This window comes from Tropicimonas marinistellae (assembly GCF_001509585.1).
In the GTDB taxonomy this organism is placed as follows: domain Bacteria; phylum Pseudomonadota; class Alphaproteobacteria; order Rhodobacterales; family Rhodobacteraceae; genus Tropicimonas; species Tropicimonas marinistellae.
Genome location: NZ_LNCI01000002.1, coordinates 366,160 through 380,554, shown reverse-complemented (window position 1 = coordinate 380,554; position 14,395 = coordinate 366,160). Strand labels below are relative to the sequence as shown.

General features: G+C 64.8%; 11 protein-coding genes. 9 read left to right on the top strand and 2 right to left on the bottom strand.

Annotated elements, in window-relative coordinates; all coding sequences use genetic code 11:
• Positions 1-270 precede the first annotated feature (270 nt).
• From ARC39_RS05060 to ARC39_RS05045, 4 genes are all read left to right on the top strand, one after another.
• Positions 271-1,836 (top strand): FGGY-family carbohydrate kinase, encoded by a 1,566-nt coding sequence (locus ARC39_RS05060; protein ID WP_068110972.1) that lies wholly within the window; start codon positions 271-273, stop codon positions 1,834-1,836.
• A gap of 54 nt (positions 1,837-1,890) precedes the next feature.
• Positions 1,891-3,402, top strand: a complete 1,512-nt coding sequence (locus ARC39_RS05055) for a glycerol-3-phosphate dehydrogenase (RefSeq protein WP_068110969.1) — start codon at positions 1,891-1,893, stop codon at positions 3,400-3,402.
• Position 3,403: 1 nt separating this feature from the next.
• Positions 3,404-4,336 carry a sugar phosphate isomerase/epimerase family protein gene (locus ARC39_RS05050; protein WP_068110966.1) on the top strand — a complete coding sequence of 311 codons (933 nt, stop codon included), beginning with the start codon at positions 3,404-3,406 and terminating at the stop codon, positions 4,334-4,336.
• 150 nt (positions 4,337-4,486) lie between these two features.
• Entirely contained in the window at positions 4,487-5,443 is a 957-nt protein-coding gene (locus ARC39_RS05045; protein ID WP_068110963.1) for a sugar-binding transcriptional regulator, read from the top strand.
• 75 nt (positions 5,444-5,518) lie between these two features.
• On the opposite strand, the gene tal is transcribed toward ARC39_RS05045, so the two are convergent.
• Positions 5,519-6,466: a transaldolase gene (tal, locus tag ARC39_RS05040; RefSeq protein ID WP_068110961.1), complete on the bottom strand. Its 948-nt coding sequence runs from the start codon at positions 6,464-6,466 to the stop codon at positions 5,519-5,521.
• A gap of 22 nt (positions 6,467-6,488) precedes the next feature.
• Positions 6,489-8,519 carry a transketolase gene (gene tkt / locus ARC39_RS05035; RefSeq protein ID WP_078059082.1) on the bottom strand — a complete coding sequence of 677 codons (2,031 nt, stop codon included), beginning with the start codon at positions 8,517-8,519 and terminating at the stop codon, positions 6,489-6,491.
• A 158-nt stretch (positions 8,520-8,677) separates the two neighbouring features.
• Here tkt and ARC39_RS05030 point away from each other — a divergent pair, with 158 nt between their 5' ends.
• The 5 genes from ARC39_RS05030 (at position 8,678) to ARC39_RS05010 (ending at position 14,042) form a co-directional block, all read left to right on the top strand.
• Positions 8,678-9,457: a DeoR/GlpR family DNA-binding transcription regulator gene (locus ARC39_RS05030; protein ID WP_068111662.1), complete on the top strand. Its 780-nt coding sequence runs from the start codon at positions 8,678-8,680 to the stop codon at positions 9,455-9,457.
• Positions 9,454-10,221 (top strand): triose-phosphate isomerase, encoded by a 768-nt coding sequence (locus ARC39_RS05025; RefSeq protein ID WP_201455715.1) that lies wholly within the window; start codon positions 9,454-9,456, stop codon positions 10,219-10,221. The genes ARC39_RS05030 and ARC39_RS05025 overlap by 4 nt, the downstream gene beginning before the upstream one ends.
• A 27-nt stretch (positions 10,222-10,248) precedes the next feature.
• Positions 10,249-10,710 carry a D-erythrulose-4-phosphate isomerase gene (derI, locus tag ARC39_RS05020; protein ID WP_068110958.1) on the top strand — a complete coding sequence of 154 codons (462 nt, stop codon included), beginning with the start codon at positions 10,249-10,251 and terminating at the stop codon, positions 10,708-10,710.
• A 112-nt stretch (positions 10,711-10,822) separates the two neighbouring features.
• Complete coding sequence (locus tag ARC39_RS05015; RefSeq protein ID WP_068110955.1) at positions 10,823-12,361, top strand: FGGY-family carbohydrate kinase; 1,539 nt, start codon at positions 10,823-10,825, stop codon at positions 12,359-12,361.
• A complete protein-coding gene (locus ARC39_RS05010) occupies positions 12,354-14,042 on the top strand; it encodes a glycerol-3-phosphate dehydrogenase/oxidase (protein ID WP_068110952.1) in 1,689 nt (562 codons plus the stop codon). The genes ARC39_RS05015 and ARC39_RS05010 overlap by 8 nt, the downstream gene beginning before the upstream one ends.
• Positions 14,043-14,395 lie beyond the last annotated feature (353 nt).

Here is a 14,395-nt window from a genome sequence, read left to right as displayed (position 1 = left end):
AGGCTCCCTGGGGACGGTCAGAACTGCCTCAGGGTGATCCAACCATAGGTGAAAATTTTTACTCTGTCTGCAAAAAAAATCACCCATTTCAAAAAAAGCGTGCTAAGAAGTTCGGTAGAAGAAAACCGCTGCTTCGGGCCACGCCCGCTTCGTCCGCGCCGATGCATTCCAGCATCGCAAGCACGGCGAAGAGCCCTCGAAAGGGCGGAGAATCGACCGGTTCACGGCTACGGATTCGCGTTTGGAGGCGCCGGTCTGGGAGGAGTTTGGATGATGGCCGAAAGCGACATCATCATCGGAATTGATGCTGGCACGTCGGTCCTGAAGGCCGTCGCATTTGACCTTTCAGGGCGCCAGATCGAGATATCCGCGGTGCGAAACGCCTATGACTCTGCCGAGAACGGCGCGGTCACACAATCCATGCCGCGAACGTGGAGCGATTGCGTCGTTGCCCTGCGTGGTTTGCAGGAAAAAATCGACAACCTCGCGCCGCGCGTGGCCGCAATCGCCGTGACGGCACAGGGCGACGGAACGTGGCTTGCCGGGCAAGGCAACGAGGCCGTTGCCGATGCATGGATCTGGCTCGATGCCCGCGCCGCGCCGACCGTCAGCGCGCTTGCCGCGAAACCGACCGACCGTGCCAGGTTCGAAGCAACCGGCACTGGGCTCAACACCTGTCAGCAAGGCAGCCAGATGGCGCATATGGACCGCCACTGCCCGGAACTGCTCGATGCCGCCGAAGTGGCGCTGCACTGCAAGGACTGGTTGTTTCTCAATCTCACCGGTGTACGGGCAACCGATCCTTCGGAGTTGAGCTTCACCTTCGGAGATTTCCGTACCCGGGACTACTCGGAAACGGTGATCGATTCACTTGGCCTCGCTCATCGCAGGCACTTGTTGCCCGAAGTGCTTGACGGCAGTCGGGAAACACGCCCCCTCTCGGCAGAGGCCGCCGCCCAAACGGGGCTGCTCGAAGGCACGCCGGTGTCATTGGGTTATGTGGATATGGTGATGACAGCGCTTGGTGCGGGTGTGCATACCGGCACGCCCGGCGCCGCCTGTTCGACCATCGGTTCGACCGGCGTACACATGCGCGCCGTGGCAACCGAGGGCGTGCATCTCAACGCCGAAGGCACCGGCTATGTTATCTGCCTGCCGGTCCCGAATCTCGTAACCCAGGTCCAGACAAACATGGCCGCGACGCTCAATGTCGATTGGGCACTGTCGCTTGCCGGAAGCCTTGCCGCCGAATTCGGCCCAGAGCCGGACCACGCCGATCTGGTGAAACGAATAGACGGCTGGATGGAACGCGCGCGCCCCGGGCGGGTGATCTACCACCCCTATATCTCGGAGGCCGGCGAACGCGGCCCCTTCGTCAATGCCAACGCCCGGGCCGGATTCGCCGGTTTCAACGCCAACCATCGGTTCCCGGACCTGCTGCGCGCGGTGATCGAAGGGCTCGGAATGGCGGCGCGGGATTGTTACGCGGCAATGGGCGACATGCCGAGCGAGCTGCGCATCACCGGCGGCGCTGCCCGTTCCGCCGCACTCCGGCGCGTTCTCGCCGCATCGCTCGACACGCCCGTCCGGGTTTCCTCGCGCGAAGAGGCTGGTGCCGCAGGCTGTGCGATGATGGCCGCGGTGGCCATCGGCGCTTACGCCACGATGTACGACTGCATCGCAGAATGGACAACGCCCCTGCTGGGCGCCCCCGAAAGCCCCGACCGCGCCTTGGTCGGAATCTACGACAACCTCTTCGCCGCCTATCGCGACGCGCGGATCGGCCTAGAGCCGGTCTGGGACGGGCTCGCCGCCATGCGCGCTTGCAACGGTTGACGGAAGCGGACGAAACGACAGGCCGCGCCCACGCGCGGTGACGGGAGAAAGCAGATGACGGATATTCCAAAGGTCGACCTCTTTGTGATCGGCGGCGGTATCAACGGAGCCGGGATCGCACGGGATGCCGCCGGTCGGGGATTGAGCGTCGTGCTTTGTGAAAAGGACGATCTGGGCGAGGGAACGTCCTCGCGTTCGGGCAAACTCGTTCATGGCGGGCTGCGCTACCTTGAGTATTACGAATTCCGTCTGGTGCGCGAGGCACTTATCGAACGCGAGGTGCTGATGAATGCCGCGCCGCATATCATCTGGCCTTTGCGCTTCGCCCTTCCCCACTCGCCAGAGGATCGACCCTTCTGGTTCATCCGGCTCGGGCTCTTCCTCTATGACCACCTCGGGGGGCGAAAGCGGCTCCCCGGTACGCGGCGGCTCAACATGCGGCGCGACCCCGAAGGCGCTGCAATCATCGACAAGTATCGCCGGGGCCTGGAGTACTCCGATTGCTGGGTCGACGATGCACGTCTGGTTCTGATAAACGCGCTCGACGCCAAGGAACACGGCGCGACCGTGCTGACCCGCGCGCCCTGCGTCTCCGCCCGCCGCGAGGGTGGTGCCTGGCGGTTGACCACACGCGATACGATGACCGGGGAGGAACGCGAGTTCGAGGCGAAGATGGTGATCAACGCCGCCGGCCCCTGGGTCACGGATGTGATCAACCGCGTCGCCGGAGCGAACTCGAAACGCAATGTCCGGCTGGTGAAGGGCTCGCATATCATCGTTCCCAAGTTCTGGGACACGCACAATGCCTATCTCGTTCAAAACACCGACAAGCGGGTGATCTTCATCAACCCCTACGAAGGCGACAAGGCGCTGATCGGCACCACCGATATCTCCTATGAGGGCAACGCCGACGATGTGAAATGCGAAGAGGACGAGATCGAATATCTGATCGCGGCCTGCAACCGCTACTTCAAGGAAAAGCTCACCCGCGACGATGTGCTGGTCAGCTTCTCCGGGGTCCGGCCGCTCTTCGACGACGGCAAGGGCAACCCCTCGGCAGTGACCCGCGATTATGTGTTCGACATCGACGAAACCGGCGGCGCGCCGCTGCTGAACATCTTCGGTGGCAAGATCACCACCTATCGCGAGCTGGCCGAGCGCGGGTTGAAACGGATCGCCAAGTTCTTCCCGCAGATGGGTCCGGACTGGACCGAGGGCGCGCCGATGCCCGGCGGCGACATGGAAAACGCCGATTTCGAGGCCTTCCGCAACAAGCTCAAGCAGGACTATCCATGGATGCCCATGTCGCTCCGGCGTCACTATGCCCGGGTTTACGGCACGCGGATTGCGCGGATTGTCGGTGATGCGACCTCCATTGCCCAACTCGGACGTCACTTCGGAGGCGATCTTTACGAGGCCGAGGCACGCTATCTCATCCGCGAGGAATGGGCGAAGACAGTCGAGGACATCCTCTGGCGCCGCACCAAACACATCCTGCATCTGAGCGAGGCCGAGCAGGCCGCGTTTGCCGAATGGTTCGAGGCGCGGGAAGCGGAGGCGGCGTGAGATGGGCTTGACGCTCTCACTCAACACCAACCCGCTGGTCAATCGTTTCGCCGAGCCTGACGATCTCATCGAGACCGTCGCCCGCGAGATCCGCCTGCGCGATATCCAACTTACGCATGAGTTCATCAACCCGTCCTGGCCCGCGCCGGTGATCCGCCGGTTGACGCGCGACATGTCAGCCGCGCTCGCGCGCACCGGCGCGCGCGTCACCTCCGGCATGACCGGCCCCTATGGGCGGCTCAACCATTTCGGGCACCCGGACCGCGACGTGCGCGGCTACTACATCGACTGGTTCAAGACCTTCGCCGACATCACAGCCGATCTCGGCGGCACGTCGGTCGGCACCCAGTTCGCCATCTTCACCTATCGGGACTTCGACGATCCGGCGCGGCGCGAAGAACTGATCCGGATTTCCATCGACAGTTGGGCCGAGGTTGCTGAGCATGGAAAGGCGGCCGGGCTCGAGTTCGTCTTCTGGGAGCCGATGAGCGTCGGCCGCGAATTTGGCGACACGATTGCAAGTTGCATGGAACTCCAGGACCGCCTTTCGGCCGAAGACATGGCGATACCGATGTGGATGATGGCCGACATCGACCATGGCGACGTGACCTCGCAAAATCCCGATGATTTCGACCCATACGCCTGGGCCCGCGCGGTCCCGAAGGTTTCGCCGATCATCCACATCAAGCAAAGCCTGATGGACAAGGGCGGCCACCGTCCCTTCACCGCCGAGTTCAATGCCAAGGGCCGGATCCAGCCGGAACCCCTGCTGGCCGCCTTTGCCGAAGGCGGCGCGGTGGACAATGAGATTTGCTTGGAGCTGAGCTTCAAGGAACGCGAGCCGAATGACCGCGAAGTTATCCCGCAGATCGCGGAGAGCGTCGCCTTCTGGGCACCGCATATCGACACCGGCACTCAGGATCTGAATCTCTGAACCGCCGTCAATTCCGAGGCCCTATGCGGTTTGCGACGCGCGGGAGCATGAGTCCACTGGTTGAAGCAGGGCAAGGGATGTGATGGAAAGCCCGAGGCAGCGCCGTGTCGGCCGGGACACGATACCGCCAATGTGAGGTAACGACGATAGATGGCCCGAGACAGAACGAGATCCGATGGCGAGCGCAATCTGGCGATACGTGCCGCGTGGCTCCACTATGTTGGCGGGCTGACACAATCCGCAGTCGCCAAGAAGTTGGGCGTGCCATCGGTCAAGGCGCATCGGCTGATCGCTCGTGCAGTGGCCGAGGGTGCGGTGAAAGTCTCAATCGACGGGGAAATCGTCGAATGCCTCGAACTTGAGGCGGAACTGTGCGAGCGTTTCGGACTGGCCACATGTCGCGTAGCGCCCGATCTCGGCGAGGAGGGTCTTCCGCTGCGTGCGCTCGGGATGTCCGGCGCGGCCTTCATCCGCCGACGTCTCGAATCCGGCGAGATCTCGACCATCGGCATCGGCCATGGTCGCACACTCGCCGCCGCAGTTCGCAACCTGCCACGAATTGACGTTGGGAAAATGCGCTTCGTTTCGCTGTTGGGCGGGCTGACGCGGAACTTCTCGGCCAACCCGCATGACGTGATGCATCTTCTGGCCGAAAAGACCGGCGCCCATGCTTATGTGATGCCGGTACCCTTCTTTGCGAATACGGTTGAAGACAGGGAAGTGCTGTTGTCCCAAAAAGGGGTTTCTGACGTGTTCGGGATGGCCGAGGCAGCGCCGCTGAAGCTGGTCGGCATCGGCACCGTGGATACCGATACCCAACTCGTCGCATCCGGCATGATCGAACAAAGCGAAATCGAGGAGATCGCGGAGGTCGGCGGGGTCGGAGAATTGCTGGGGCATTTCTTCGATGCCAATGGCAAGAGGCTCGAAACCACTCTGACCGCGAGAACGCTCTCGGTACCTTTCCGCGAGGATGGAGAGGACAATATCGTCGCTCTCGCCGGCGGGCACGAGAAGCTCGGCGCCATCCGCGCGGTCCTGAAAAGCGGCTGGCTCAGCGGGTTGATCACCGATGAAGGCACGGCCCGGGCGCTTCTTGGGGATTAGCCCTCGGAAGCGCTGCTGTGACGGACGCGGCGCGCGCCCGGCGACCCTGTCGCCGAACGCACGTATCCAGACCCGTCAGGCTGACATCTTCTCCGCGACCATCGCGATGAGCTTGCGGTGGTCGGCGTCGAAATTCCGGATGCCTTCGGCCAGTTTCTCGGTGGCCATGGCATCGGCATTCATCTCCCAGCGGAACGTCGCCTCCTCCATCGGGATCGGGGCTGCGCCGCTCGCCGTCTCCGGCGACAGGACCCGCGGCAGGGCGGTCTCGTCCTTGGCAAGGATGTCGAGGAGCTTTGGCGCAATGGTGAGGTTATCGCAGCCCGCAAGCGCCTTGATTTGCTCGACATTGCGGAAAGAGGCCCCCATGACCACAGTGTCGATCCCGTTGGACTTGTAGTAGTCGTAGATGCGGCGAACCGAGAGAACGCCGGGATCTTCCTCGGGCGCGAAACCGTCCACGCCTTGCGCCTTCTTGTACCAATCGGTGATGCGGCCGACGAAGGGCGAAATCAGGAAAGCGCCTGCATCGGCACAGGCCACCGCCTGCGCCATGGAGAAGAGCAACGTCAGGTTGCAGTCGATTCCTTCCTTTTGGAGGATCTCGGCCGCACGAATTCCTTCCCACGTCGAGGCGAGCTTGATCAGGATGCGTTCGCGGCCGATGCCGCGCGCATCGTAATCGGCAATGATCGCGCGGGCGCGCGCCACGGAGGCCTCCGTGTCGAAGCTCAGGCGGGCATCAACCTCGGTCGAGACCCGGCCGGGCACGAGCTTGGTGAGTTCCGCCCCGACCGCGACGGTCAGGGTTGCGGCAAGCTCTTCGGTGCTCTTGCCGGCTGTCTTGCCCGCCTCGATCTCCCGCGCGGTGAGCGCTTCGGAGGCCGGGTCCTTGAGCGCAGCGAGCACGATCGAGGGGTTGGTCGTGCAATCCACCGGGGCATAGGTCTTCACCGCCGCCACATCGCCGGTATCGGCGACCACGGTGGTCATGTCTCGCAACTGGTCCAGTGCGCTTTTCATCTTAGCTCCTCCTGTTCCTTCGTCAGTTTCCCGTCAGGGCCTTGGCGCGGGCGATGATCGCCTCCGCGGTGATGCCGAAATGCTCATAGAGTTCCGGGCCGGGCCCCGAAGCGCCAAACGTCTCCATGCCGATCACATCCGCCTCGCTGGCGACATAGCGGGTCCAGCCGAACTTGCCGGCGGCTTCCACGGCCACGCGCGGGGCGTCGCCCAGCACTTCGGCGCGATAGGCTGCGTCCTGCTCCTCGAAGAGCTCCCAGCTCGGCATCGAGACCACGGCAGCGCCGAGCCCGTCTGCGGCCAATTTTTCGGCTGCCTCCACCGCGAGGCTCACCTCGGTACCGGTGGCGAGCAGCGTCACGTCGCGCCCCTCGCCGAAGCTCTTGATGACGTAGGCACCGCGCGCCGAGAGGTTCTCCGCGCCGGCGTCCACCCGCAATTGCGGCACGCCCTGGCGGGAAAGCGCCAGCAGCGAGGGCCGGTTCTTCGACCGCAGCGCGATCTCCCAGCATTCCAGCGTTTCCATCGCATCGGCGGGGCGGAAGGCCAACAGGTTCGGCATCGCCCGCAGCGCGGCCATATGCTCGACCGGCTGGTGGGTCGGGCCGTCCTCGCCGAGCCCAATGGAATCATGGGTCATGACATAGATCGTGCCAAGCTCCATCAACGCCGAGAGGCGGATCGCGTTGCGGACATAATCCGAGAACACCATGAAAGTGCCGCCATAAGGGATCAGCCCGCCATGAGCGAACATGCCGTTCATCGCGGCGCCCATGGCGAATTCCCGCACGCCGTAGCCAACGTAGCGGCCCGGGGTTTCGCGGCTATACTGGCTGTCCACCGCCTCGACGCGGGTGAGGTTCGAGCCCGTCAGGTCCGCCGAGCCGCCGATCAGCTCCGGCAGCGCGGGGGCGAGGGCTTCCAGCGCCATCTGGCTGGCCTTGCGGGTGGCCACTTTCTGCGGCGCTTCAAAGAGCGCGGCGCGGGCTTCGGTGACGGCGGTGTCGAAAGCCGCCGGCAGCGCGCGCGCCATGCGCCGGTCGAACTCGGCGCGCTTGGCCGGGTCCGCGGCGGCGAGGCGGCTTTCCCACTCGGCGCGCACAAAGGCGCCGCGGCTGCCGATCTCGCGCCAGGCCTTGGCCAGATCCTCGGGGATCTCGAAAGCTGCCGCGGTCCAGCCCAGGGCTTCCTTGGCAGCGGCGGCTTCGGCCGCGCCCAAAGGTGAGCCGTGACAACCTTCGGTACCGCCTTTGTTCGGGGCGCCAAAGCCGATCACCGTCTTCATCGCGATCAGCGAGGGCTGACCGGTCTCGGCCTTGGCCGCTGCGATGGCGGCATCGAGCGCATTGGCGTCATGGCCATCGCAGCTCTGCACATGCCAGCCGCAGGCGGTGAAACGGCCGGGAATATCTTCGGAGAAGGAGACCGAGGTCGGCCCGTCGATGGTGATGCCATTGTCATCATAAAGCAGGATCAGCTTGCCGAGGCCGAGATGGCCGGCCAGCGAGATCGCTTCCTGCCCGATCCCTTCCTGAAGGCAGCCATCGCCGAGGAAGACATAGGTGTGGTGATCGACCAGATCCGCGCCAAATTCACCGGCTAGCGCGCGTTCGGCCAGCGCCATGCCGACCGCATTGCCGAGCCCCTGGCCAAGTGGGCCGGTCGTGGTCTCGATCCCCTTGGCATGGCCATATTCCGGGTGGCCGGCGGTTTTAGAGCCGAGTTGGCGGAAGTTCCGAACCTGCTCGATGGACATGTCCTCGTAGCCGGTCAGATGCAGCAGGGAATAGAGCATCATCGAGGCATGGCCGTTCGACAGCACAACGCGGTCGCGATCCGGCCAGTCCGGTGCGGAGGCATCGAATTTCAGGTGGTTGCGGAACAGCACCGTGGCGGCATCGGCCATGCCCATCGGTGCACCCGGGTGGCCCGAATTGGCGGCTTCGACCCCGTCGATCGACAATGCGCGAATACAATTGGCAAGGGCGAAGTTCTCGGGGTTCAGGCCGGCCTTGGCTTGAATATCGACGACCTGGGGCGAATCTTTCGGCATGGTCCATCCTCCATTTCTGGCTGTCGATTACACCTCACTGGCAAAAATCACAACATAAAATCACAATAATCACACTTGAGAAGTGATTTTTGTTATGGCATATGTTCGGTCACGGAGGCGCATGTTACGGCATGCGACAGCATTGGGAGGCTATTTCGGTGAAACGCAACGACCGTCAGCGCGCGATCATCGAATTGCTGGTCAACCAGGGCGAGGTGGGTCTCGACGACCTCGCCACCCGCTTTGCCGTCTCCAAGATGACCATCCACCGCGATCTCGACGAGCTGGAGGGCGAAGGCCTTCTGCGCAAGGTCCGTGGCGGCGCGACCATCGAGGCCAGCACCCAGTTCGAGAGCGATTTCCGCTTCCGTGAGCGCCAGGGCACCGAGGCCAAGGCGGCGATGGCGGAGGCGGCGATGGAACTGGTGGAGCCAGGCATGACGGTCATGGTCAATGACGGCTCCATGGCCGCGCTGCTGGGCCGGCGGCTGGTGCAGCGCGCCCCGCTCACGATCATCACAAACAATGCCGCGGTGATCGACGCGCTGCGCGCCGAGCCCGGCATCACCCTGATCGCGCTTGGCGGCACCTATTCGGCAAAGTTCAACGCATTCTTCGGCACGCTGACCGAGACCGCGCTGGCGGGCCTGCGCGCCGATCTTGCCTTCATTTCGAGCCCGGCCGTCTCGGGGTTGGAGGCCTTCCACATGGATGACGCCGTGGTGCGCGCCAAGCGGGCGATGATGGCCTCCGCCGTCAAGCGCTGCCTGCTGGTCAACCACCAGCGGTTCGACCGCACCGCGCTGCACAAGCTGGCAGTGCTGGACGAATTCGACACGATCATCACCGATGAGCCCCCGTCCGCGGCGGCCAGGGCGGCCATGGATGGCGCCGGGCTGGCCCTGACGGTGGCGGATGCAAAGGAGACAGAACTATGAGCCTGCCGCAAGTCTGGATCGGCACGAGTTGGAAGATGAACAAGGTGCTGGCCGAGGCCGAAAACTTCGCGACCGCGCTTGCTGCCGCCGATGGCGGGCGGGACGAACGCATCCAGCGCTTCGTGATCCCGCCCTTCACCGCCGTGCGCGAGGTGAAGAAGATCCTCGCCGACACCTCCGTGAAGGTCGGCGCGCAGAACATGCATTGGGACGATGCCGGCGCCTGGACCGGTGAAGTCTCGCCACTGATGCTCACGGATTGCAATCTCGACATCGTCGAGCTCGGCCATTCCGAGCGCCGCGCCCATTTCGGCGAGACCGACGAGACGGTCGGGCTGAAGACCGAAGCCGCGGTGCGCCACGGGCTGATCCCGCTCATCTGCATCGGCGAGACGCTGGAGGAGCGCGAATCCGGCCGCGCGCAGGAGGTGCTGGAAGCAGAAGTGCGCGGCGCCCTCGGCAAGCTCGACGCCGCGCAGAAATCGGCGCCGATCCTGCTCGCCTATGAGCCGGTCTGGGCCATCGGCGTGAACGGCATCCCCGCAACCTCGGATTATGCCGATGCGCGTCAGGCCGAGATCATCGCCGTGGCCGAAGACGTGCTCGGGCGGCGTATCCCCTGCCTCTATGGCGGCTCGGTCAATCCGGGCAATTGCGAGGAACTCATCGCCTGTCCGCATATCGACGGGCTCTTCATCGGGCGCTCGGCCTGGAATGTCGAAGGCTATCTCGACATCCTCGCCAAATGCGCCGCAACCCTCTGATCCCCTGAATCCTCAAGGAGAGCTATCATGAAAATCGCAGTTGCCGGCGACAGCGCCGGAGAACCCCTCGCCAAGATCCTCGCAGACTATCTCGCCAAGAGCCACGAGGTCTCCGAGATCTCGCGGACGGGCACCGATCTCGACCCGTTCTATGCCAACCTCTCCGACCGCGTTGCCAATGAGGTGCTGGCTGGCAAATACGACCGCGCCATCCTCTGCTGCGGCACCGGCATCGGCGTCGCCATGTCGGCCAACAAGGTGCCCGGCATCCGCGCCGCCCAGTGCCACGACACCTATTCGGCCGAGCGCGCGGCGCTGTCGAACAACGCCCAGATCATCACCATGGGCGCCCGCGTGATCGGCGGCGAACTGGCCAAGGCCATCGCCGATGCCTTCCTGAACAACACCATGGATTTCGATCCCGAAGGCCGCTCCGCCGGCAATGTGAACGCGATCGACGAGGTGGACGCGAAATACAACAAGTCTTGATCGCCAACCCGTCGGGCAGTCGTCCGGCGGGCTGAATGATCGAGTCCGGCCGGGGCGTCCTCTCCCTCCCAACGCCCCGGCACTCGATATCCAGAAAGGGAGTTGCGCCATCATGGGACGTATCCTGGCCATCGACAGCGGATTGACCGTCACCAAGGCCGTGATCTTCGATCTTTCCGGACGCCAACTCGGCGTCGCCCGCCGAAACGTCCCACAGCTCAAACCCCAGCCGCGCAAGGTCGAGCGCGATATGGACGATCTCTGGCGGCAGACCGCCTCCGCCATCCGCGATGTGCTCGCCGCGAGCCAGACCGACCCGGCCGATATCCTCTCGGTCGCCGCGACCGCCCATGGCGACGGGGTCTATGTGCTCGACCGGGAGGGCGCGCCGCTCGGCGCCGGCATCCTCTCGCTCGACAGCCGCGCCATCGACATTGTCGCGGAATGGGAGGCGGACGGGACCAGCGGCAAGAGCCTTGAGCTCACCGGGCAGGCGCCCCATGTCTCCGCCCCCTCGGCGCTGCTGGCCTGGATGGCGCGCGAGGAGCCGGAACGCTTCGCGCGCATCAGCCATATCCTCGCCTGCAAGGACTGGCTGCGCTTCTGCCTGAGCGGCAGTATCGGCACCGACCGGACCGAGGCCAGCACCTCTTTCACCGACGTGCACAGCCAGCGCTTTTCCGACGCCGCACTCGATCTCTTCGGCTTGAGCCAATTGCGCCCCGCCCTGCCCGAGGTCGCGCACCCGGCCGAGATCATCGGCGTGGTCACCGAAGCGGCCGCCGCCGCGACCGGGCTCAAAGCCGGCACGCCCGTGGCCGCCGGCCTGCATGATGTCACCGCCTCCGTGCACGGGATCGGCGCCCATTGCACCGGCGTGGTCGGCATCGTGGCCGGGACCTATTCGATCAATGAAGCCGTCTCCACCGCCCCCAGGACCGACCCGCGCTGGTTCTGCCGCAACGCGGTCGAGCCGGGGCTCTGGAACAACATGTCGATCTCGCCCGCCTCGACCACCAATTACGACTGGTTCCTGGATACGTTCTGCGCCGCCGAGCGGGCGCAGGCCGCGGCCGACGGCACCAGCATCCACGCCGTGCTGGCGCCCGAGATCGACGCCGCGCTGGAGCGCCCCTCCCCGATCCTTTTCCACCCCTATCTCTATGGCTCGCCCTTCGGCGCGGTGCCGAGCGCGGGCTTCCTGGGCCTGCGCGGCTGGCATGGGCGCGGCGACGTTCTGGCGGCCCTTCTCGAAGGCGTGGCCTTCAACCACCGCCAGCATGTGGACGCGCTGCGCGAGGCCTTCGGCGGCGCCGAGGCGCGGCTGACCGGCGGCGCCTCCCGCAACCCAACCGTCGCGCGCCTCTTCGCCGACATTCTCGGCATGGATGTGACGGTGAGCGAGACCGACGAGGCCGCGGCCTGGGGGGCTGCCCTCTGCGCCGGCGCGGCGGTCGGCGCCTTCGCGCGTTTCGATGCCGACCCGCGCGACCTCGACGCCATGGCGACGACCTACTCCCCCTCCCCGGAGCGCTCGGCCCATTACGAGGCGCGCTATGCCGCCTTCCGCGAGGTCGCCGACAGCCTGCCCGCCACATGGGAACGGCTGAACGCGCTGGAGAGGCTGGACCGGGGAGGCCATCATGCCTGACAACACCGCGGACGCTTTCGACGTCGTCATCATCGGTGCTGGCGTCAATGGCGCCGGGCTCTTTCGCGATCTCTGCGCACAGGGCCTCCGCTGCCTGATCGTCGACAAGGGCGATTTCGGCTCTGGCACAAGCGCTGCGCCCTCGCGCCTGATCCACGGCGGGCTGAAATATCTCGAAACCGGGGAGCTTCGGTTGGTGGCCGAGTCGACCTATGAGCGGAACCTGCTGCTGCGCAACGCCCCACATTTGGTGAAACCGCTGCCCACCATGATCCCGATCTATTCCTGGACCAAGGGGATCTGGGCCGCGCTGCGCACCCTGTTTGGCTCCACCACCGCCCCGCGCAGCCGCGGCGCGCTGCTGATCAAGACCGGGCTGGCGATGTACGATTTCTACGGCGCCCGCGCCCGGGTGATGCCGCGCCACGGGATGGTCGGGCGCAAGACGGCACTGGCGGATGTTCCTGCGCTCACCCCCCGGATCGTCGCGCTCGGCACCTATTACGACGCCATGGTCGACGCTCCCGAACGGCTCATCCTGGAGCTCGTGAAGGACGGTCTCGGCCTGAGCCCCGGGGCGGAGGCGACAAACTGGACCTCCGTCACTGGACAGCAGGACGGTCAACTGGAGCTGACCACGAGCGAAGACCGGACCCGCGCTGTCACCGCGAAGCTCGTCGTCAATGCCGGCGGCCCGTGGATCGACCATGTGAATGCGCGGCTCGGCATCGAGACCCGGCTGATCGGCGGCACCAAGGGCTCACATATCCTGCTCGATCACCCCGCGCTGCTGGCGCAGTTGAACGGCCGGATGATCTATTTCGAAGCCGATGACGGCCGTATCCTCCTCGTCTTCCCCTATCGCGGCAAGGCGCTCGTCGGCTCCACCGACATTCCCGCCGACAATCCCGACGCGGTCACCTGCACCGAGGAGGAGATCGGCTATTTCATGGAAAGCCTGCGGGAGCTGCTGCCGGGGCTGGAATTCGACCCCGGCCAGATCGTCTATGCCTATGCCGGAATCCGCCCGCTGCCCAATTCCGAAGGGGTAGAACCCGGCCTCATCAGCCGGGACCATTCCGCGCCGGTCACGGAACCGGCGCCCGGGCGGCCCTTCCCGGTGATCTCGCTTGTCGGCGGCAAATGGACCACCTTCCGCGCCTTCTCGGCGGAGATCACCGATCTCGTCCTGGAACGGCTTGGCGAAACCCGCCGCCAGAGCACCGACGAGATGCCCATCGGCGGGGGCGCCGATATGCCGACCGACGCGCAGGCGCGGGCGGCCTGGCTGAGCGATGCGGCGCGCGACACCGGCGCCTTGCCGGACCGCCTTTCCACGCTGCTGGACCGCTATGGCACGACGGCACGGCTTATCGCCCAGGCGGAAGGCGCGGCGCCCGAATTTGTCGATGCAGCTTCGGAATTCAGCCGGGCGGAAATCGACTGGATCGCTCGGAACGAACGTGTCGTGCATCTCGAGGACATCCTGCTGCGTCGCACTGCGCTCGCCATCACCGGTCAGCTCGACCAGCCTCTTTGCGAAGCGGTGTGCGGGATAGCAGCGCAGGCGCTCGACTGGGACCACGCGCGTCAGACCGAGGAACTCAAGGCATTCACCGCGGTCCTTGCCGAACGTCACGGTGTTCATCTGGCGCCCATTGATACGGGGCATCGGCCTTAAGGGGCACACCCCAAGCGGGGGGTCTAGCCCGGAAAGCATGACGAGACGTTTTTTGCTTCACGAACAGACAATCGTTCCCCGATCTTCGGAGGGGGCCGTGCTGAACAAACGTAATCGAGGTTCTTTGCGGAGTTTCGACGTTGCTGTCACTTGTGGACAGCTCAATTTTGCGCCGGACGACCGAGAGACGTGGATCGAAACTGGCTGTGGTCATTTGGCCGGCCCGTGTTCGCGGCGCAATTGACCGCTAGTCCGGAAAGACCTGAATGGGTCGTCGGTTGTAGTCTCGAGATGACACGAGCTCCCCTGCCCCGTTCAAGCTCCCTCTTTGACCCAACGTACGCGAGAGATCA